This is a genomic window from Leisingera sp. M527 (genome assembly GCF_025141525.1).
In the GTDB taxonomy this organism is placed as follows: Bacteria; Pseudomonadota; Alphaproteobacteria; order Rhodobacterales; family Rhodobacteraceae; genus Leisingera.
Window position 1 is genome coordinate 1,203,136 of record NZ_CP081037.1, and the last position, 20,332, is coordinate 1,223,467.

Below are 20,332 nucleotides of genomic sequence, written 5' to 3' on the forward strand. Positions count from 1 at the left end.
TTAGACATGAAAATGTCACATAACTTTTACAATTGACGCAAAAGCTCCTGCAGCTGCGGCTCCTGCACCAGCGTTGCGGCCTGTTCCGGGCGCATCCATTGGCGGTTGCGCTCAGCGGATTCAGGATAGTCGTCGGTCAGCTGCTCCACCTCGGCGGAGAAAATCAGCGTCGTCACCGGTTCCTCGGTGCCGTTGTCGTGGTATTTGGTGTAGTTGTACTCACCGATCGGCTTTTGCGAGATGCGGGCCTCGCGGACGCCAGCTTCTTCCCAGGCTTCCTGCAGGGCGGAATCCGGTCCGTCCTTGCCCTCGACCGGCCAGCCTTTGGGCAGGATCCAGCGGCCGGTGCCACGGCTGGTGATCATCAGCACTTCTTTGCCGTCCTCGCCGGTGCGGCAGCACAGCGCGGCGACTTGCAGGCGGTTTGGTCGTTTCAGCATCGGCTTGAGAATTTCTTCCCAGGCGCGGATCAGAGTGCTTGTCATATCTGCTCAGCCTTTGTGGTTGGGTTGGTCCCGTGTTTTGTGTGGAATTGTGGGAAAGTAGGCCTGAATGCCCGGAGTTTCAAGGCCGCGGCCTGAGATATGCCGCCGGGGACGGCGCGCAGGCTGCCGCATTTATGCACCGTTTGCGTCCGCTGCGAAGCGTCGGGGTGCCGCCGCTTCGGGTGCCGGGCAGCCCCGGACGGGCAGGGCTCCCGCCGCCAGGACAGCGCATCACAGATGCGCCGCCAGCCGTTGGGCCGGGTAGCGCGCCTTGCGACGCGCTGCGGGTGGCTATTTGCGCCGTTTCGCCCGCAATGTCGGGTCTTCCTGTGTGGGGTCCTCGGGCCAGGGATGCCTGGGGTATTGCGCGCGCATGTCCTTGCGGACGTCCGCGTATGACCCCGCCCAAAAGCCTGGCAGGTCGCGGGTGATTTGAATCGGGCGCTGTGCCGGCGACAAAAGGGCTATCTTCAGCGGCACGCCGCCCACGCATGGGTGGCGGCTGACGCCGAACAACTCCTGCAGACGGACCGAGATTTCCGGCACCTCACCGTCATAGCTGATCGGGATCTTGCGCCCCAGCGGCGTGATGAAACTGCCTGGCGCCTCGCGGTCCAGAAGCTGCGTCTGCTCCCAGTTGAGTGCGGCGCGCAGCGCGGGCAGCAGGTCGAAACGTTTCCAGTCCCCGGCAGATTTCACGCCGTCCAGCATCGGCAGCAGCCAGTCTTCCAGCGTGTCCGTCAGGCCGGGGAGGGTGAAATCCGGCAAATCATGTCCTTCGCCGCGCACCAGCTCCACCCGCGCCGCCAGCCGTGCCGCAGCCCCTGACAGCCGCAGGCCGAGGTCGCGCACGCCGTCCAGCATCGCCCGCGCCACCGCGTCCGGCGGCACGTCCTTCCAGATCCGGTCATCCAGCACGACGGCACCCAGCCGCTCCTGCTGGCGGGCCGCCACCCGGCGGTCACGCTTGGACCACTCGCACATATCATCCCAAGCGATCTGATCCGCAAACAGCTCGCGGATTTCGCTTTGGGAGATCTGCGCCGCCATCCGGATCCTCGCCTCACGCGGGTTGCCGTCGGTGTCCAGCGCCACGATGAAAGGCGCCCCCGCCAGCGTGTCGCTGCTTTCCAGCACCGCGCCCTTGCCGCCGGACAGTACAAACCGCGGCGCGTCGCCCTTGCGCCGCTGCCCGATGCGGTCGGGATAGGCCAGCGCGGCCATTGCTGCCGGGGACAGCGTGCCAGTCCCCGTAACAGTAGCGGTGCCGCGCCCGGCCTGCCGTTCCAGCCGCCGGGCCTCGCTATTGATCCGTTCCACCACCGGGCGGTTCAGCTGATAGGGGCGGGCGCGTTCAAACCCCTTGGGGTCCTTTAGCGCCTTCAGCCGCAATAGCAGATCGGCAGGGGCCCCGCGCAGCGGATCGCGCTCGCCCAAGAGGGCTGCCAGCGGCGCCGCAGCCGGGCCGGCGGTCAGCAGCATATGGCCAAGGCGGGGATGCAGCGGCAGGGATGAGAGCGCCTTGCCGTGTTTGGTGATCCGCCCCTGCGCAGTCAACGCGCCCAGCATCTGCAGCAGCGCTTGCGCTTCGCTCAGCGCGCCGGCAGGCGGCGGGCTGAGGAACGACAGATCCTCCGGTGCTGCGCCCCACAATGCCAGTTCCAGCGCCAGATCCGTAAGGTCGGCGCTTTCAATCTCGGCCGGGGCGAAACCCATCAGCGCGCCTTCCTCGCCCTTGGTCCACAGCCGGTAGCAGACGCCCTTGGCCACCCGGCCTGCACGGCCTTGGCGCTGGGTGGCCTCGGCGCGGGTGGCTTTCTCGGTGACCAGCCGCGACATGCCGGAGCCGGAATCAAACCGCGCCCGCCTGGACTGCCCCATATCCACCACCACCCGGATGTCCTGAATGGTCAGCGAGGTTTCGGCAATCGAGGTTGCCAGCACTACCTTGCGCCCGCCCTTTTCGGGCTGAATGGCGGCGCGCTGCTCGGCAAAGGGCAGGGCGCCGAACAGCGGGCGGATATGGCAATGGCCGGGCAGGCGTTTGGCCAAGGCACCGGCAGCGCGGCGGATTTCGCCCTCACCCGGCAGAAACACCAGAATGCCGCCGCCCTGATCCTTGTCTGCGCTGCGAGTGTCCCTTTCCGCCTGCACCACCAGATCCGCCAGTGCATCGCCGCGCCGGGCCTGGGCAGGCAGGGGGCGCTCCAGCCAGCGTGTCTCCACCGGATAGCTGCGCCCCTCGGAGGTAACCATCGGCGCCTCCATCAGCGCCGCCACCGGTTCCGCGTCCAGCGTTGCCGACATCGCCATCAGGATCAGGTCATCGCGCAGCGCCCCAGCCACTTCGAGACACAGGGCAAGCCCCAGGTCGGCGTTCAGGGAGCGTTCGTGGAATTCGTCAAAGATCACAGCGCCGACGCCGGGCAGGTCCGGGTCCGACTGCAGCATCCGGGTCAGGATGCCCTCGGTCACCACCTCGATCCGGGTGGACTTCGAGACCTTGGCATCGCCGCGCACCCTATAGCCGACGGTCTGGCCGGGTTTCTCGCCCAGCGTTTCCGCCATCCGCTCGGCGGCGGCGCGGGCGGCCAGGCGGCGGGGTTCCAGCATCACAATGCGGCCCTGGGTCAGGCCCGCCTCCAGCATCGCCAGCGGCACCCGTGTGGTCTTGCCCGCACCGGGCGGCGCCTGCAGCACAGCACGGCGATGGCTGCGCAGGGCGTCCAGCAGTTCGGGGAGGGCGTCTTCGATCGGCAATCTGGTCATGCCGCCTTATCGCCAAAGCCGGCGGTCAGGTCCAGCGGCCAGTCTGCCGGGGCAGAGCTTGCGCAAACCGGATCAAGCGCGGCGGATTTGCCGCCTTTTCTGCGGCATCGGCTGATGTAGGTTGCGCGGCAAACGGCAGGGACTGGACTTTGCAGCCACGCTTGCGCCAAGGTCCGCCCATCACGACAGGAAGACACGCATGGATACCGAACAGCTGAAGCAGAAGATCCTGGCCGGCGACCGCCGGGCCTTGGCGCGCGCCATCACCCTGGTGGAAAGCGGCCGCGACGATCACCGAACCAAGGCGCAGGAACTGCTGTCGGAGCTGGCAAAACACAAACGCCAGTCGCTGCGCATCGGCCTGTCGGGCACACCGGGGGTGGGTAAGTCCACCTTCATCGAAAGCTTCGGCATGATGCTGACAGCGCTGGGTCTGCGCGTCGCGGTGCTGGCGGTGGACCCCAGCTCGGCGCGCTCCGGCGGTTCGATCCTGGGCGACAAGACCCGGATGGAGCGCCTCAGCCGCGACAAGAACGCTTTTATCCGCCCGTCCCCCAGCCAGACCCACCTGGGCGGCGTCGCCCGCCGCTCGCGCGAGGCGGTGGCCCTGTGCGAGGCGGCAGGGTTTGACGTGGTGCTGGTTGAAACCGTCGGCGTCGGCCAGTCGGAAACCGTGGTGGCCGAGATGTCGGACCTGTTCCTGCTGCTGCTGGCACCCGCCGGCGGCGATGAGCTGCAGGGCGTGAAGCGCGGTATCATGGAAATGGCCGACCTCATCCTGGTCAACAAGGCAGACGGCCCTCTGAAACCCGTCGCCACCCGCACCTGCGCTGACTACGCCGGTGCCCTGCGTCTGTTGCGCAAGCGCCCGCAGGACCCCGAGGGCTTTCCCAAAGCGCTGATGGTCTCGGCAGTCGAGGAACACGGGCTGGAACAAGCCTGGGAAGAGATGCAGGCGCTGACCGTCTGGCGCCGCGACAACGGCCATTGGGAGCGGCGGCGCGCGGATCAATCCTGCTACTGGTTCGATCAGGAAGTGCGCCAGGCATTGCTGGCGCGACTGCATACCGTCAGTGCCCAATCCGCCATGGCAGAGCTGTCCGGCCAGGTGGCCAAGGGTGCGCTGACCCCGGCGGCGGCGGCGCAGCAGATGCTGCAGGACCATCTGAAGGGCTGACTGCCATGCAGGAGATCCGGGTCTTTGACGGCGAAAAGCTGCGCGCCTCGCTGTTCAACGCGGGGGCAAAGCGCCTGTTTGCGACCTTCCGCCAGCGGGTTGCTGTGGCGGGCGAATTCGAAGACCGCGGCCCGGTGAAAAACATGATCCGGCACGGCTATGCGCATCTGCATATCCAGTGCCGCAACAATGATTGGTATGTGAACAGCGAAACCCAGGCGCTGTCGCGCAGCCTGAAAGACCTGACCAAAGGCTATAGGGACGCGGCGGCCATGGGGTTTTCCATGGGCGGCTACGGGGCGCTGCGGTTTTCTTCGGCGCTGAACCTGAAGCGGCTGATCGCCGTTTCGCCGCAATACACCATTGCGCAAGGTGCGGTGCCGCATGACCGCCGCCGCAAGGAAGCGGCCGCTTTCGATGAAGCGCTGGGCGACCTGATCCGTTATGGCCGCCACGGCGTTAAGGGGGTGGTGCTGTTCGATCCGTTCCGCAAAATGGACCTGAACCACGCGCTGTACATACAGGCGGTGTTTCCCGACCTGCAGCTGTGCCGGCTGTCCTGCGGCGGCCACCCGGCCAGCCAGGTGATCCGCGAGGGCGGCAGTTTCTGGGATTTGCAGTCCATGCTGCACACGGGGCCGCTGACTGCGGCGCGGGTTCTGGGTCTGCACAGAGAGCGGCGCAGGCGCTCGCAGACCTATTGGCAGCGTCTGGCGCGGGTTGCGCGCCAGCGCGGCAAGCCGCAGCTTGGCGCCGCGGCGGACGCCCGGCTTGAAAGGCTTGCAGCCGAACAGGAAAACGGGCAGTAAGCGCCTCAAGAAAGCTGAGTTGAATCACTTGACGCTGTTGCTGGTTGATCGTATGAGCAGCGGACCAGTTTTCGGGCGCAGCCAATGGCAGCGCCCCTTGTGATTTGGTCCGGATCTGCTCCGGACCTCCGAAAAACGAAGGATGATGATATGTCGCGCCGTTGCGAACTGACCGGAAAAGGCCCGATGACTGGCAACAATGTCAGCCACGCGAAAAACAGAACCCGCCGCCGGTTTCTGCCGAACCTGAATGATGTGACCCTGCAGTCCGAGACCCTGGGCCGCGGCGTCAAGCTGAAGATCTCCGCAGCAGCCCTGCGCTCGGTTGATCACCGTGGCGGTCTGGACGCATTCCTGGCAAAAGCCAAGAACGAAGAGCTGTCCGACACTGCCCTGAAAGTGAAAAAAGAGATCGCCAAGGCACAAGCCGCCGAGGCCTGATAGGTCTGGCTTGGCCGAACTGGCCTGATCCTTTCACCGGATTACAGTTACAAACACCGCGCCGGGGAAACCCGGCGCGGTGTTTGCGTTTGCGCAATCTGCCGCGGTGATGGCTCTTGCGGCGGCGGCACAGGGCGGGCATATCTGCCTGTGATGAAACACATTCTGCGCCTTAACCTTGGCCTGTTCCTGGCCCTTGCGGTTGCCCTGACAGGCCATAGCGCTGCTGCACGGCAGGGTGCGCGCGATGCGGCCGGGCAGATGGTGATCTGCACAGGTCTGGGGCCGGAAGTTATCTATGTGGACAGCGAGGGCCAGCCGGTCCAGCCGCCGCACAGCTGCCCCGATTGCGTGATGCATCTGCTGGACGCCGTGGCGCCGCCTGCCACGCTGCCGGTTCCCGGGCAGTCAGCGGGCCGTGTGCACGCGGTTTCGCATAAGGCCGCCATTGGCAGCTATTTCAAACCAAGGGCCACCGCGCGTTCGCCGCCTGCGGCCTGATTGCAGACAAGCCCATTACCCCAAAATTCAATCGTTTCTTATGAGGAGGCATAAAATGTCCCTGAAATCTGTATTCCTTGCCGCCGCTGCAGCGGCCACTTTGGCCGGGTCCGCTTATGCAGACGGTGCCCACAAGATCATGGTCCATGACCAATACGCGCGGGTGTCCTCGCCCACCGCCAAGGCCGGTGCTGCTTTCATGGCGATCATGAACCAGACCCATGCTGATGACCGGCTGATCGATGTCCGCTCGGATGTGGCCGCCAGGGTGCAGCTGCACACCCACAAGGAAGGTGATGACGGTGTCATGAAGATGATGCATGTCGAAGAAGGCTTTGCCATTGCCGAGGGCGATACCCATATGCTGAAGCGCGGCGGCGATCACATCATGTTCATGGGACTGAACCAGGCGCTGAACCACGGCGATGTGGTGAAAGTCACGCTGGTGTTCGAAAACGCCGGCGAGGTCGAAATCGAAGTGCCTGTGGATTTGGAGCGCAAGGCAGAAGGCCACGGCGGCCACTCCAACTGAACCCGGGCAGGATAAGGCAGGGCGGGCGCGGCGTCAGGCTGCGCTGCAGCCCTCCTTCGCGCCCAAAGCCCGCCGGATGGCGGGCTTTTTGCCGTTTGGGGCTAGCCGAGCTGCTCGGCGACCCAGGCTGAAACGGTTTCGCTGGCCGGACCAAAGCGACGCTCGGCAAAGCGGGATGCGGCGGAGGACGGCTCCAGGTTCAGCTCAACCGTATGGGCACCCGCCAGATGCGCCTCATCGACAAAGGTGACAGCCGGGTAGACTTCGCCCGAGGTGCCGATGGCGGCAAAGATATCTGCCTGTGCCAGATGGGCATAGATCGCCTCCATGAAATGGGGGATCTCGCCGAACCAGACCACGTCGGGCCGGCCCGCAGGCGCCGTGCAGGCGGGGCAGGGCGTGCCTGTGTGCATCTGCAGCGGCGCAGGCCAGCGGTGGCCGCAATCAGCGCAAAGCGCCCCCGCCAGCGTGCCGTGCATATGCAGCACCTCCGCCGCGCCGCCGGCCTCGTGCAGGGTGTCCACGTTCTGGGTGATAATGACCACCTCGCCCGGATGGTCCCTTTGCAGCCCTGCAAGCGCCTGATGCGCCGCATTGGGCCGGGCCCTAGCCGCCTGGGCGCGGCGGGCGTTGTAAAAGCTATGCACCAGATCCGGGTTGCGGGCAAAACCTTTCGGGGTTGCCACATCTTCGATCCGGTGCTGCGCCCACAGGCCCCCTTCGTCGCGGAAAGTACCCAGCCCGCTTTCGGCGGAAATCCCGGCGCCGGTCAGAATGACAATCTTCGCGCTCTTTCCCATCGCCGCGGAACCTCCTATCACTGACCCTATTCACAGGAGCCTTAGACGCATGCCTACCCGTATTCTGTTTGTCTGCCTAGGAAACATCTGCCGCTCTCCGGCCGCCGAGGGCGTGTTCCGCGCGCTCAGCCCTGGAGCTGAGACCGACAGCGCCGGCACCGCGTCCTATCACGCAGGCGAGCCGCCTTACGGCCCGATGCAGGCAGCAGCGCGGGCACGGGGGCTGGATATCTCGGACTTGCGGGCGCGGCAGTTCCGCCGCGGTGATTTCGCAGACTTCGATCTGATTATCGCAATGGACGCCAGCAATCTGGACAACATCGAGGCGTTGCGTCCGGCAGGCAATGAGACCCCGGTGCGCCTTTTCACAGCTTACGCACCCGAAACCGGCGCGGATCATGTGCCTGATCCCTATTACACCCGCGACTTCGATGGTTGCCTGGATCTGATCGAGGCCGCCGCCAAAGGGCTGAAAGCGGCCCTGTAGTTATGCCCCTATCACCCGGAACCCGCCGGCCAGAAACGGCAGCTGCTGCACCGCCGGATCGATCATCTGGGTCTGCACCAGGCGGCGCAGGGTCTCGGCGACGTCGCGCGGCACCCGGTCGGCCCAATCGGCAGCGGTGAACAGCGAGATCGTCCGCGACATCTCGCCAAAGGGCAGCGGGAACGCATCGATCTGATCGTGGAAACGTGCTGCCCGCATATAGCCCAGCGGCGTGGTGACCGCCCAGCCGATCCGCCGCGCCACCATCGCCATCAGCGCCAGATGCGAGCCGACCTCGAACCGGTCCTCAAACTCCAGCTTCTGGCGCACCAGCAGCCCCTCGATCTGCTGCGAGATCAGCTGCTCGCGCGCGTAGCGCAGGAACGGCAAATCCTGCAGCTGCTCCGCCACCTGTGCCGCATCGGACAATGCACCGCGCGGCGCCACCAGAATGAAGGGATCGCGCACCAGCGGGTATTCCACCAGCCCCTCATGCAGCCCGCCGGCGGTGGCGGCAACGGCGATATGCAGCTCGCGGGCCTCAATTGCCTGCACAATGTCATGGCTGGAGGCGGTGATCATCTTGAACCGGCACTGGGTCAGGCTGTCCGCTAGAATAGTGGCCAGCCGCGGGGTCAGGTCATTGTCGAAATCATCGATCAGACCGATCGACAGCGCTTGCAAGTGGCTGAGATCCATCACCGTCAGCTCGCTTTGCGCCAGCCGCAGCTCCGACAAGACCGCCTCGGTCCGGGCCAGGAAACTGCGCCCGGCGGCGGTCAGCACCATCGGGCGGCGGCCATGGTCGATCAGCTCGCTGTCCAGTGCCTTTTCCAAATTGCGCATCTGCTGGCTGACGGCGGGCTGGCTGAGGCCGGTCATCTCTGCCGCCTGCGCCACCGATCCGGTCTTGGCCAGCGCCTCGAACACTTCCAGCCCGCGCAGGGTAACACCTTTGATCAACATGCAATCGCTCCAATACCTTACGCCGTTTGTTCCGCGTTGCAGCAGCCCGGTCAAGGGGGGCAAAGGCGCAGCCTTTCCCCCTTGCGAAAATGCCGCAGCACAGATGTATCAAAACGGGCAAAGGCACCCGTGGGGTGCCTTTGCTTGGCCGTGCGGCTTGGGGAAATGACGAAGGCAGGCTCAGCCGCAGTTGCGCGCCGCATGATCGCCAAAGGCCTTGTAGCGCAGCCACAGCCGTTCGTCCGTGCGGTTGGAGGACTGGCGCACCACCTGGGCCTGGTGCGGGTCGGAAAACCATTTCGACACGGTCTTGCGCTCGGCCCGTGTCAGGCTGCGGTTGGCCACCTTCTGAATGCAGTTGCACAGGCCGGGCGAAGCGGCGGTGCGGTCCGACTGGCGGCAGGCGCGTTCAATCGCGCCGGCCTCGGCCTCTGAAGGCGCCAATGCTGCAAGAAACCCGGCGCAAAGCGCGGCGGTGAGGAAAAATTTCATCTGGCTCGTGCCCCGTTTTTTGGCAAGCGGATCTGATGCCCGCGGAATTGCCCGCAGTATGCCAAAAGCCAAGGCGCGTTTCAATCATGGTAAACAGGGTGTTGAGAAGGCCAGTGTTCAGCAGTCGCTGGAGGGCCGGCTGCCCGGCACTCCAGCGGCTGCCGGTCTCAGGTCTGGTTTGGTCCGCGCATTGCGCGGATCGCCTGGCGCACGGCTTTCCAGTCCGCCGCCTCATCGTCTTTGCCGGCTGCTTCGCAGCTGCGCATCTTTTGCGCGGCCTCAAGCTCGGCCTTATCGCCATGCGCGCTATAGAGCGCGCGGGCATATTCGGTCGCTTTGATTGCATCCATGCGGGTCGTCCTCCTTTGCTGTGTTTCCCGCCAGAGGGGCGCGCGTTTCGCGGAATGAGGCGAGTATAGCGCATTTTGCCGCCGCGCGCAGGGAGCAGGGAGAATTTGAGGCGTTTGGGCGGGGAGGGGAGGGATGTGCCCGCGCCTTCCCGTTTTGCCGGAGGTAAACCTGCCGTTTGACGGGAAGGTCAGGCGCGGCCTGGCCTTGCGGCCGGGCGCGAGGGTTAATTCAGAGGACGCCGAAAACCCGCAGCCCGATTCGGACCACTGCATACAAGACGCCACCAACCCCGCCGACAACCGAAATCGCGAGGCCAGCCAGGCGGATCGATTTGCTCAGGTCGCTGTCGAACGCCTTCGCGCCTTTCTTTGTCAGGCCCTTCGCCGCATCAGAAAGCAGAGCCATTCGAGCGGCCCGGCTGAAAACCCGTGTCGCGGCATCCGCGCCCGGCAAAGGCGGAGCGCCACCGGGCAGCGGCAGCAGCGCGTCGTTGATCAGCTCAGGAATGTCCTGTTCGAAATCTCCGGCCAGTTCCGGCTCGCTGATTGCCATCAGTACCGGCAATGCTTCTTCCAGCACCTGCCTGTCTTCGGTGTTGAGTGCCTTGAACGCCTGCTGGGCAAGCAGTTCACGGTTTGCGGCGACTTCCGGATGATTGGCGCGGATACCGCGCACACCTTCCTCCACCGCATTCAGCAGGGCAAGGTTGTCCTCATTATCCGGCAGCTCGCGGCTGTCATGCAACTGCCCGCGCAGGCTGCCCGCCACCCGGGTCAGGGTCAACTCCGCATTTTGCGGGTCGTCCCTGTATTTTGTCAGCACCCGGGTGAGTTTGCGCACATCGCCCGAGCGTTCCGACAGCCCGTTGTGGCCGCCCAGACAATCCTCCAAGGCGTCTTCGATCTGCGATAGCAGGGCGGACATATAGGGCGCGTTCTCGACCGGGGTTGGAGTGGCGCGGAACTTGCCGGTCTCCGGGTTCAGCTCGATGGTCTCAGCCATCGGCAGTTTTTCAGAGAGCATCTCTGCCTTGATACGCTTGATTTCGGCGGCGACGGCTTCAGGGCCTGATTTCCAGATGTCGTCGTCGATCAAGGCAACGCGGCGTTGAAGTTCCCAGTCGAGTGGTTTGCCTTGTGCAAAACTAAAGTACCAATCCAGCCAATAAGACCAGCGCTCGTTAAGGTTGGAGTTATTTTCAATAAAATCAGATATATCTGAAAATAGAAGGTAGGGTGCAGACCTGTCTTCTTGCCAGAGCGTCAAGTTGTAGAGTGTATTAATATGCGAGTTTGATGAACCGGGCTTCAGAAGCAAATTTCCCAGTATCACTTGATCCTGTAATACACACTCCAAGGCGGTATCGCCGAAGGTTGTGTCCCCTATGGCGTTTAAAAGAGATTTTGCATTGCCTTCATTACCTGCGCTTAGAACGGCCTCAGCCAGCTCACTGATGGCAACAACTGAACTACCGTGGTCGCGAAATCCGTGAGAGGCATCATCAAAGAAGCTATCGTGGTAGCGAGCCCTCGATAAATGTCCAAGCAATGCTCCGCCAGGAAAAACCGTGGCTACTGTGGCTGTCTGCAATACTCTGAATGCGCTGAGTACGATATCTTCAGGAGGATCAACGGTGAAGCTGGAAGACGTTCGTAGTTCGCTGCCTAACGAGGGAGCAAGCCGCAAACAGGCTCGGCACATGACGGCAAGATTGCCTGCGTATCCAATGCGACCATTCAGAACGAGGCCATGCGCATCGTCGCTACGCTTGTTCATTCAATCCACCTTGACCAATACGTGATTCCAAATCATATCCCCTTGCATGACAGAGCTCTCAAAGATCCGCAATTTCTCCATCGTCGCCCACATCGACCATGGCAAATCCACCCTCGCTGACCGGCTCATCCAAGAGACCGGCACGGTGAAGGACCGCGATATGAAGGAACAGCTGCTCGACTCGATGGATATCGAGCGCGAGCGCGGGATCACCATCAAGGCCAACACCGTCCGCATCGACTACAAGGCCGATGACGGCGAGACATATGTGCTGAACCTGATCGACACCCCCGGCCACGTCGATTTCGCCTATGAGGTCTCCCGCTCCATGCGCGCGGTCGAAGGCTCGCTGCTGGTGGTCGACAGCAGCCAAGGGGTCGAGGCGCAGACCCTGGCCAATGTCTATCACGCGATGGAGGCCGACCACGAGATCGTGCCGGTGCTGAACAAGATCGACCTGCCGGCCTCTGACTGTGATCGCGTCGCTGAACAGATTGAGGATGTGATCGGCATCGACGCCTCGGGCGCCATCCGGGTTTCGGCCAAAACAGGCCAGGGCATCCGCGAAACGCTGGAAGCCATCGTGCAGCATTTGCCCGCCCCCAAAGGCACCCGCGACGCGCCGCTGAAGGCGATGCTGGTGGATTCGTGGTACGACGCCTATCTTGGCGTCATCGTGCTGGTGCGGGTGATGGATGGCACCCTGAAAAAGGGCATGCGGGTCAAATTCATGTCCAACGACACCCTGCACCACGTGGACCGCATCGGTGTGTTCCGCCCCGAGATGCAGATGATCGAGTCTCTGGGCCCCGGCGAGATCGGCTTCCTCACCGCCTCGATCAAACAGGTGCGCGACACCCGCGTCGGCGATACCATCACCAACGACCGCAACGGCACCGAGGTCGCGCTGCCGGGCTTCAAACCGGCCCAGCCAGTGGTGTTCTGCGGCTTGTTCCCCGTCGACAGCGCCGAGTTCGAAGACCTGCGCGATGCCATCGACAAGCTGGCCCTGAACGACGCCTCCTTCAGCTTTGAGATGGAAACCTCCGCAGCACTTGGTTTCGGTTTCCGCTGCGGCTTCCTGGGCCTGCTGCACCTCGAAGTGATCCGCGACCGGATTGAACGCGAATACAATATCGAGCTGATCACCACCGCGCCCTCGGTGATCTACCACGTTTACATGAAAGACGGCGAGAAGACCGACCTGCACAACCCCGCCGACATGCCCGACATGTCCAAGGTCGACCACATCCAGGAGCCGCGCATCAAGGCGACGATCCTGGTGCCCGACGACTATCTGGGCGACGTTCTGAAACTGTGCCAGGAGCGCCGCGGCATTCAGGAGGACCTGACCTACGCCGGCTCCCGCGCCATGGTGGTCTATGACCTGCCGCTGAACGAGGTGGTGTTCGACTTTTATGACCGCCTGAAATCGGTGACCAAGGGCTATGCCTCTTTTGACTACCAGATGACCGGCTACCGCGAGGATGCGCTGGTCAAGATGTCGGTGCTGGTCAACGACGAGCCGGTGGACGCGCTGTCGATGATGGTGCACCGCGACCGGGCTGAGATGCGCGGTCGTGCGATGTGCGAAAAGCTGAAAGAGCTGATCCCGCGCCACATGTTCAAGATCCCGATCCAGGCGGCCATCGGCGGCAAGGTGATCGCGCGCGAGACCCTGTCGGCGCTGCGCAAGGACGTGACCGCCAAATGCTACGGCGGCGACGCGACGCGTAAGCGCAAGCTGTTGGACAAGCAGAAAGCGGGCAAGAAGAAGATGCGCCAGTTCGGCAAGGTGGACATCCCGCAAGAGGCGTTTATTTCCGCCTTGAAAATGGACAGCTGAAGCTGGCCATTTTCAAGGCGCGCGGGCGAAAGCGGTTGGCGCAGCCTATTGCGTGCCCGCCCCGGACTGTTCTGCGGTGACAACGCTACATTTCTAAACAAAGCAACACGGGGCCACGGCCCCGTTTTTCGTATCCACGACCCCCAAGAGCCCCGCCCAGCCGAAAGGCCGGGCAACGCCCGACCCTCCCGTCAAACCACAGGTTTGCCTCTGGCAAAACGGGGAGGGCGCTTCGCACTCACCCAGGGCCGGGCGCTGCCCTCCGCGTTCAGATCGAATCTTACCGAATTCGGGTATTCGGCCGGCCAGTACTGACTGCACCAGCTTGACCGCCCCGGCCAAAACCCGCCCAGCCCCATGCGCCAACCTCCGCCGGTTCCACCCTCTCATCACCCCCGCGGCTGAAAGTCCGCCGCAATACTGCTATCCTCCCATCAGCCAAACTTTCGGAGGATGGCCCTATGACCACCAAAACAGTGAAACTCACCACCCTGGCCGCGGCGCTGTGCCTGTTGGCGGCGCCGGCGTTTTCCGGCCAGTGCCCGGCGGATATCGCCAAGATCGACGCGGCGATTGCGGCGGGAACCGCCCTCAGCGAGGATGACCTGGCCGATGTTCAGGACATGCGCGACGAGGGGCAAAGCCTGCATGACGGCGGCGATCATGCGGCCTCGGTCGCCATTCTGGCCGAAGCCAAGGCGCTGCTGGGGATCGAATAGCCCCGCAATAAAAAACGCCCGGCCTGGGGCCGGGCGGTCCTGTCTCAAATCCGACGGGCTTACAGCGCGTCCTGAACATCCTGCGCGGCGCCGCTGATCGCCTGGCCGGCTTTGGAGATGTCGCGCCCCGCGCCCTTGGTGGTCTCGCAGGCGGCCAGCCCCAGCAGCATCAGCACACACGCAAAAATCCTGATCATCGTCTAAGGCTCCTTATCTCTGCCCGGTTCTTTGCGTGAATATCTAGCAAGCCGCTCCGGCGCAGGCCAGCGGTATTGCCGGGGGCAGGGCGGTGCCTGCAACGCAGTTTACCAAAAATTGCAACTTATAAGGTAGTGCAACCCCCGAAAATCGCGAGTAGCTTGACCTGGATCAAGGCTGTAGCTTTGATCCCGCGGCAAGTTATGCGAAATTTGAGCTGGAGGGCATGTACTATGGACTTTTCCACCAGAAAACAAACGCTTGAGGTGCGCCGGATGCAGCTGGCAGGCACCCTGGCAAATGCCGGTCTTGCACCGGACGCGATGCAGATGGGGTCTGCCCGGCAAGCCGGGGCAGGCCATGCCGGCTCTATCGCGTTCCCCGCCAAGGCCGGCCTGGACGAGCTGCGCCGCATCGATGCCGCTTTGGCCCGCCTGCGCGAAGGGTCTTACGGCTACTGCCGGATTTGCGGTGACAATATTGCCGATGACTGGCTGGACCTGCGCCCGGCCTCGCCCTTTTGCAAAAGCTGCGCGCTCTGACAGCCCATGCGCGGCTGCACCTGGGTGCGGCTGCAGCGTGACACTCCGAAGACAGATCCGGGATCTGCATCAGCCAGGGGGCAGCCGCCCCGCTGGCTGAAACCGGTTCTGAACCGCAGCCGTTGTCCTGCTGCAGCGCTGCACTACTTTAGGGCTTCGCGCAAAAGGCCCCGTTGCCGTGCCGGCCGGGATATGTCACAACCTGCCTGACCGACTGAACAAATGAGTTTAGCAGATGCCAGATTTCACTGAGCGCCGCCGCATGATGGTGGACACCCAGATCCGTCCGTCGGATGTCACCAAATACCCGATCATCGAGGCGATGCTGGAAGTCCCGCGGGAACAGTTTGTCCCGGACTCGCAGCGCGAGGCGGCTTATGCGGATCAGAACGTGAAACTGGGCGGCACCCGGGTGCTGATGGAACCGCGCACCCTGGCCAAGATGCTGGATGCGGTGGATCTGCAGAATGACGAACTGGTGCTCGATGTGGCCTGCGGGCTGGGCTACTCCACGGCTGTGGCAGCCCGTGTGGCGCAGATGGTGATCGGCGTCGAAGAAGACGCGGACATGGCCGCCGACGCGCAGGAGCTTTTGTCGGAAACCGGCGCGGACAATGCGATCGTGCATACCGGCCCGCTGGCCGGGGGCGCGGCAGAACACGGCCCCTATGACGTGATCCTGGTTGAGGGCGGCGCCGAGGAGCTGCCTGCGGGTTTGCTGGACCAGCTCAAGGACGGCGGCCGGATCGCGGCTCTGATGATGACCGGCGCGCTTGGCGAGGTGAAGATCGGCTACAAAAGCGGCGCCCGGATTTCCTGGCGGTTTGCCTTCAATGCCAGCGCCCCGGTGCTTCCGGGGTTTGCTGCGGCGCGTGAATTCGCGCTCTGACCCGCAGGGCGCGGCATTGCGTCCCAAGGGCCGCTGCCGTTAGACTGAACAAGAGGCCGGGCGCCGTGCAAAGGAGCGCCCGGAGTGCAGATAAAAACCACCGCGGCTGGCGGCGCGGCAAAAGATAAGGCAACCGATGCGAATGAAATTTCCGGCGAGTGTGTTTAAGGCTTTTGTATTTGCCGGCGGCGTGACAGCCACGGCGCTGCTGCCGCTGAAGGCCGCGGCGGACAACCTGTCCGACGCGATGATTGGCGCCTATAAGACCAGCGGCCTGCTGGAACAGAACCGGGCGCTGCTGCGGGCTGCGGATGAGGACGTGGCCATTGCCGTGTCCCGGCTGCGCCCGCTGATCCAATGGACACTTACCGCCAGCCATACCTATTCCCGCAGCGTCAACCAGTTCGGCAACTTCAACGAGTTCACCAACAACGACCTCGGCACCCAGATCCAGCTGACCCAGCTGTTGTATGACGGCGGCGAAACACGATTGCGCAAACAGGCAGCCCAGGAACTGGTGCTCGCTACACGCCAGCAGTTGCTGAGTGTTGAGCAATCGGTGCTGATATCTGCTGTCCAGGCCTATGTGGGGGTCCTGCAGGGGCAGGAAAATGTCGCCCTGCGCCGCAACAACCTGCGTCTGCTGCTGGAAGAATTGAAAGCGGCGCAAGACCGGTTTGAAGTGGGCGAAGTGACCCGCACCGACGTCGCCTTGGCTGAAAGCCAGGTGGCCGCGGCCCGCGCCAACCTGACGGGTGCCGAGGGAAACCTGCTGACGGCCCGCGCCACCTATCTGCAAATTGTCGGCCACGCGCCGGGCGCGATTGCCGGCCAGCCCCGGCTGCCGTCGCGGGCTGTGTCTATCGACCGGGCGCAGTCCATTGCGGGCCGCAACCAGCCGGACCTGCTGGCACAGCAGCATTCGGTCAAATCCGCCGACATTCTGGTCCGGGCCGCAACGAAAGCCTTGGGTCCAAGCGTCAGCTTCAGGGCCACTGCGGGCCTTAGCGAAGACTTGAATGACAGCACCGGCACCGACTCGGATGCTTCGGCTTCGGTGACGCTGACACAAGATCTCTATGCCGGCGGCCGCAACGCGGCGACCCGGCGGCGGGCCATCGCCAGTGCCGACGCTGAACGCGGCACCCTGATCAATACCCAGCGCGCGGTGCGCCAGAATGTCAGCTCGGCGTTTTTCAACGTGGAAACGGCGCGGGCGACCCTGGTGTCCTCCAATGAACGGGTGCGCGCGTCCAAGGTTGCTTTTGACGGCATCCGCGAAGAGGCCACCCTTGGGGCACGGACGACGCTGGACGTGCTGCAGGCTGAGCAAGAATATCTCGATGCTCAGACAGGCGAAGTGAATGCGCGCGCCGACCAGGCAATCGCGGCTTATCAGCTGTTGCAGGCGCAGGGGCTGCTCACCGCCGAGCATCTGGGGCTGGCGGTCGAGATTTACGACCCGACGCTCTACTACAATCTGGTCAAGGGCGCGCCTGCGCAATACAGCAAGCGCGGCAAGGATCTGGACCGGGTGCTCAAGGCCTTGGGACGTAACTGACAATTCATCCTATCGGTTGTGCGGTGACGGGAAGGCCGCTACACTCTGTTTCAAGAGGCAAGAGTGGTTTATAAAATGTCCGACCCAGTTACCCATGCTGAGATCGAAGATGTATTGTCCTCAATCCGCCGCTTGGTGAGTGATGACAGCCGCAGCGGGCCTGCGGCCCCGGAACCTGCAGCCCGGCTGGTCCTGACGCCCGCGCTGCGGGTGCAGGAGGACGGTCCTGACTGCCCCCCGGCAACTGATCCGGCAACGGCAGAACCTGAGGCTGTTGTGTCCGGGGACCCGGAGCAGGCCGGGGACACCGCGCCGGATCTGGAAGCGGAAGCCCCGATAGCCTTCCGGCACCGCAACAGCGTAGCTGAAACCGCATCGCCCTTGGATGACTGGAAGGCAGAGGCGGAGCAGGACACTGGTTTGCAGGCCGTCCAGCCTGATCGGGACCAATTGGACACAGGATACTTGGGTGCAGACCGCTTGGATGCGGATCACCTGAATTCAGACCCGGATGCAGGATCGGAACACCAGAAACCGCAAGGCACGCCGGGTGCCGTGACAGATGCTCCCTGGGGAGATCCCAATGCCACGCTGTTTGCCGCCGCCGCAGATGCGGAGCAGCCGGCGGATAGCACCGGCAATCTTGATGCCGAAACTCCAGCGGACAGCCAGGCCCCGGAAGACAGTCAGACCCCGCAAGACAGTCAAGTCATTGAAACTGCCGGGGCCCGTGCGGCGTCAGTTGTGCGCAAAATTGCCGAGCTTGAGGCTCGCAGTGCGCGCGGGCAGGCGCAGGAACCGCAGCAATGGGAGCCGGACAGCCAGACGGAGGCTCCGTTTGCCAGCACCGTAACCGACACCATCGAATGGCGTGACGAACCGCTTTCCGCCCGCAGTGCCGCACCGCAAGACGAGGACGGTGCATCCGCCGCTGCTGATACGCCCCGGGACGCGGGAGCGGAAGTTTTACCGGGACCTGGCGTCAACGACGGCAGCGCAGTCGCGAAAGCAGAAACTCTGGCCGAAGCTGCTATGGCCGGGGCTGCGCTGGAAACTCTGGCCGAGGCTGGTGACGGCTATCTGGACGAGGACAGCCTGCGCGATCTGGTGGCCAGTATCGTGCGCGAGGAGCTGCAGGGTCCGCTGGGCGAACGCATCACCCGCAATGTGCGCAAACTGGTCCGCCGCGAAATCCACCGCGCGCTTGCCGCGCATGATCTGCTCTAAACCCGGCGGCTGCCCGCGGAAGGGATGAAGGTCTGAAAGGCGCACTCTGCTGCGCCTTTTTCATTGGCGGCTGTTGAGCAACCCTAGGGCAGGCCGCACCGGGTGCCGCCCTGCACCTGATTGAGGGGATTGCTCCCGCCCGGCGTCTGGCTTTTGGCAAAGCCCTCCGCCCGTTGGGCCCGGCGCCGCGCCAAGCGCGGCGCCGGGCCCAAGACCGCAGACGGGTCTGGCCGTGGCCAGGGCTGGCTGCGGACGCGGGAGGGCTTGCCCTGCCCGCAGGAGCCTTAGAACGTCACCGGCCGGGACAGCTTCAGCAGCTGGTCCAGATCCATATAGCGTTCCAAATGGTCCGCCAGCGCATCCAGCGTCTCCTCGACACCGTCTTCATACCCCGTCTGGCTTTCATGCCCGAGCCCCGCCAGCACGCTGGCGCGGAAGGCATCCGAGGAAAACAGCCCGTGCAGATAGGACCCTTTCACCCGGCCATCGGCTGAGGCCGCGCCCTCGGCCCGCCCGCCGATGCTCAGCCATGCCCGATCGCAATCGGTACCAGCCGTGCGGCCCATGTGGATCTCATAACCGCTCACCGGAAGATTGCCGTCGCGGGTCACAGCCTTGGTCAGGGTGACGCGCTTTTCGCCCGCCATCACCGTATGCACATCCAAGAGGCCCAGCCCCTCGACCTTTCCGGGGCGGCCATCGACACCCTCGGGGTCGTCGATGGTCTTGCCCAGCATCTGATAGCCGCCGCACAAGCCCAGCACATGGCCGCCGCGGCGGTAATGCGCCTGGATGTCGATGTCCCAGCCCTGGCGGCGCAGATAGGCCAGATCGCCAATGGTCGACTTGCTGCCGGGCAGGATCACCAGATCCGCATCGCCGGGCAGGGCGCGGCCCGGTGGCACGATCTCCACCGTCACCTCCGGCTCCGCTGCCAGCGGGTCCAGATCGTCGAAATTCGCCATCCGCTCCAGCTGCGGCACCACCACCTTGCAGGCGCCGCCCTGGCGCGAGGCGATGTCCATCATGTCTTCGGCCGGCAGTTTCCAGGCGTCCCAGAACCACGGCACCACTCCCAAGGACGGCCAGCCGGTGCGCGCGGCAATATCGTCCCGGCCTGCATCAAACAGGCTGAGGTCGCCGCGGAACCGGTTCACCATGAAACCCGCGACCCGCTCCAGGTCCTGCGGCTCCAGCACCGCGTGGGTGCCGACGATCTGCGCAATCACCCCGCCGCGGTGAATGTCGCCTGCAATCACCACCGGCACCCCCGCCGCACAGGCAAAGCCCATATTGGCAATGTCATTCTTGCGCAGGTTGGTCTCGGCAGGCGATCCCGCGCCCTCGATCAGCACCAGATCGGCGTCCTTCGCCAGCCGGCGGTAGCTCTCCAGGGCAGCTTCCAGCAGGCCCGATTTGTCGCGCATGAAGGATCCGGCCCCTTGGGTGCCGCGGCGCTTGCCCTGCACGATCACCTGGGCGCCGGTATCCGTCTCCGGCTTGAGCAGCACCGGGTTCATGTCGGTATGGGGAGGCCGCATTGCGGCGCGCGCCTGCAGTGCCTGCGCCCGGCCGATCTCGCCGCCCTCGGGCGTCACCGCGGCGTTGTTGGACATGTTCTGCGGCTTGAACGGTGCCACCTTCAGCCCGCGCCGCACATAGGCGCGCGCCAGCCCCGCCACGATAAGCGACTTGCCGACATTGCTGCCGGTGCCCTGGATCATGATCGAACGCGCCCGTGTCATTTTCGCTGCCATCTCCCTG

At 64.0% G+C, this 20,332-nt stretch carries 21 protein-coding genes; 12 read left to right on the forward strand and 9 right to left on the reverse strand.

Features of this window, described 5'->3' with window-relative positions:
* Nucleotides 1-26: 26 nt before the first annotated feature.
* Nucleotides 27-485, reverse strand: coding sequence for an NUDIX hydrolase (locus tag K3555_RS05990; RefSeq protein WP_129370267.1), 459 nt, complete (start codon nt 483-485; stop codon nt 27-29).
* A gap of 291 nt (nt 486-776) precedes the next feature.
* Nucleotides 777-3,254 (reverse strand): ATP-dependent helicase HrpB, encoded by a 2,478-nt coding sequence (hrpB, locus tag K3555_RS05995; RefSeq protein ID WP_260007760.1) that lies wholly within the window; start codon nt 3,252-3,254, stop codon nt 777-779.
* A 199-nt stretch (nt 3,255-3,453) separates the two neighbouring features.
* Here hrpB and meaB point away from each other — a divergent pair, with 199 nt between their 5' ends.
* The 5 genes from meaB to K3555_RS06020 all read left to right on the forward strand — a co-directional run bounded on the left by meaB (nt 3,454) and on the right by K3555_RS06020 (nt 6,714).
* Nucleotides 3,454-4,431 (forward strand): methylmalonyl Co-A mutase-associated GTPase MeaB, encoded by a 978-nt coding sequence (gene meaB / locus K3555_RS06000; protein WP_260007761.1) that lies wholly within the window; start codon nt 3,454-3,456, stop codon nt 4,429-4,431.
* A gap of 5 nt (nt 4,432-4,436) precedes the next feature.
* Nucleotides 4,437-5,240: an alpha/beta hydrolase gene (locus K3555_RS06005; protein ID WP_260007763.1), complete on the forward strand. Its 804-nt coding sequence runs from the start codon at nt 4,437-4,439 to the stop codon at nt 5,238-5,240.
* A gap of 150 nt (nt 5,241-5,390) precedes the next feature.
* Nucleotides 5,391-5,681 (forward strand): 50S ribosomal protein L28, encoded by a 291-nt coding sequence (gene rpmB, locus K3555_RS06010; protein ID WP_129370271.1) that lies wholly within the window; start codon nt 5,391-5,393, stop codon nt 5,679-5,681.
* 153 nt (nt 5,682-5,834) lie between these two features.
* Nucleotides 5,835-6,182 (forward strand): hypothetical protein, encoded by a 348-nt coding sequence (locus K3555_RS06015; RefSeq protein ID WP_259997968.1) that lies wholly within the window; start codon nt 5,835-5,837, stop codon nt 6,180-6,182.
* Between the two features lie 55 nt (nt 6,183-6,237).
* Nucleotides 6,238-6,714, forward strand: a complete 477-nt coding sequence (locus tag K3555_RS06020; protein ID WP_260007764.1) for a copper chaperone PCu(A)C — start codon at nt 6,238-6,240, stop codon at nt 6,712-6,714.
* A 101-nt stretch (nt 6,715-6,815) separates the two neighbouring features.
* On the opposite strand, the gene K3555_RS06025 is transcribed toward K3555_RS06020, so the two are convergent.
* Complete coding sequence (locus K3555_RS06025) at nt 6,816-7,514, reverse strand: NAD-dependent deacylase (protein WP_260007765.1); 699 nt, start codon at nt 7,512-7,514, stop codon at nt 6,816-6,818.
* Between the two features lie 49 nt (nt 7,515-7,563).
* Here K3555_RS06025 and K3555_RS06030 point away from each other — a divergent pair, with 49 nt between their 5' ends.
* Nucleotides 7,564-8,001, forward strand: coding sequence for a low molecular weight protein-tyrosine-phosphatase (locus K3555_RS06030; protein WP_260007766.1), 438 nt, complete (start codon nt 7,564-7,566; stop codon nt 7,999-8,001).
* On the opposite strand, the gene K3555_RS06035 is transcribed toward K3555_RS06030, so the two are convergent.
* The 4 genes from K3555_RS06035 to K3555_RS06050 form a co-directional block, all read right to left on the reverse strand.
* The gene (locus K3555_RS06035) at nt 8,002-8,967 is read right to left on the reverse strand and encodes a LysR family transcriptional regulator (protein WP_260007767.1); all 966 of its coding nucleotides are present in this window, start codon (nt 8,965-8,967) and stop codon (nt 8,002-8,004) included.
* A 180-nt stretch (nt 8,968-9,147) separates the two neighbouring features.
* Complete coding sequence (locus K3555_RS06040) at nt 9,148-9,459, reverse strand: hypothetical protein (RefSeq protein WP_260007768.1); 312 nt, start codon at nt 9,457-9,459, stop codon at nt 9,148-9,150.
* Nucleotides 9,460-9,626: 167 nt separating this feature from the next.
* Nucleotides 9,627-9,809 (reverse strand): hypothetical protein, encoded by a 183-nt coding sequence (locus tag K3555_RS06045; RefSeq protein ID WP_129370277.1) that lies wholly within the window; start codon nt 9,807-9,809, stop codon nt 9,627-9,629.
* Nucleotides 9,810-10,038: 229 nt separating this feature from the next.
* On the reverse strand, nt 10,039-11,586 hold the full coding sequence (locus K3555_RS06050) for a hypothetical protein (RefSeq protein WP_260007769.1): 1,548 nt from the start codon (nt 11,584-11,586) through the stop codon (nt 10,039-10,041).
* Nucleotides 11,587-11,632: 46 nt separating this feature from the next.
* On the opposite strand from K3555_RS06050, the gene lepA reads away from it, so the two are divergent.
* The gene (gene lepA, locus K3555_RS06055; RefSeq protein ID WP_259991056.1) at nt 11,633-13,432 is read left to right on the forward strand and encodes a translation elongation factor 4; all 1,800 of its coding nucleotides are present in this window, start codon (nt 11,633-11,635) and stop codon (nt 13,430-13,432) included.
* Nucleotides 13,433-13,893: 461 nt separating this feature from the next.
* Complete coding sequence (locus K3555_RS06060; protein ID WP_259991058.1) at nt 13,894-14,151, forward strand: hypothetical protein; 258 nt, start codon at nt 13,894-13,896, stop codon at nt 14,149-14,151.
* Between the two features lie 59 nt (nt 14,152-14,210).
* Here K3555_RS06060 and K3555_RS06065 read toward each other — a convergent pair whose 3' ends face one another.
* Nucleotides 14,211-14,348: an entericidin A/B family lipoprotein gene (locus K3555_RS06065; RefSeq protein WP_134830252.1), complete on the reverse strand. Its 138-nt coding sequence runs from the start codon at nt 14,346-14,348 to the stop codon at nt 14,211-14,213.
* A 234-nt stretch (nt 14,349-14,582) separates the two neighbouring features.
* Between K3555_RS06065 and K3555_RS06070 the strand changes: the two genes are divergently transcribed.
* The 4 genes from K3555_RS06070 (at nt 14,583) to K3555_RS06085 (ending at nt 18,568) form a co-directional block, all read left to right on the forward strand.
* The gene (locus tag K3555_RS06070) at nt 14,583-14,891 is read left to right on the forward strand and encodes a TraR/DksA C4-type zinc finger protein (protein WP_260007770.1); all 309 of its coding nucleotides are present in this window, start codon (nt 14,583-14,585) and stop codon (nt 14,889-14,891) included.
* A gap of 235 nt (nt 14,892-15,126) precedes the next feature.
* Nucleotides 15,127-15,780 carry a protein-L-isoaspartate O-methyltransferase gene (locus tag K3555_RS06075; RefSeq protein WP_259991063.1) on the forward strand — a complete coding sequence of 218 codons (654 nt, stop codon included), beginning with the start codon at nt 15,127-15,129 and terminating at the stop codon, nt 15,778-15,780.
* 136 nt (nt 15,781-15,916) lie between these two features.
* Complete coding sequence (locus tag K3555_RS06080) at nt 15,917-17,341, forward strand: TolC family outer membrane protein (RefSeq protein ID WP_260007771.1); 1,425 nt, start codon at nt 15,917-15,919, stop codon at nt 17,339-17,341.
* A 75-nt stretch (nt 17,342-17,416) separates the two neighbouring features.
* Nucleotides 17,417-18,568 carry a hypothetical protein gene (locus tag K3555_RS06085; RefSeq protein ID WP_260007772.1) on the forward strand — a complete coding sequence of 384 codons (1,152 nt, stop codon included), beginning with the start codon at nt 17,417-17,419 and terminating at the stop codon, nt 18,566-18,568.
* Nucleotides 18,569-18,852: 284 nt separating this feature from the next.
* Here the strand turns inward: K3555_RS06085 and K3555_RS06090 are convergent, their stop codons facing one another.
* Complete coding sequence (locus K3555_RS06090) at nt 18,853-20,313, reverse strand: cobyric acid synthase (protein WP_260007773.1); 1,461 nt, start codon at nt 20,311-20,313, stop codon at nt 18,853-18,855.
* Nucleotides 20,314-20,332: the final 19 nt, after the last annotated feature.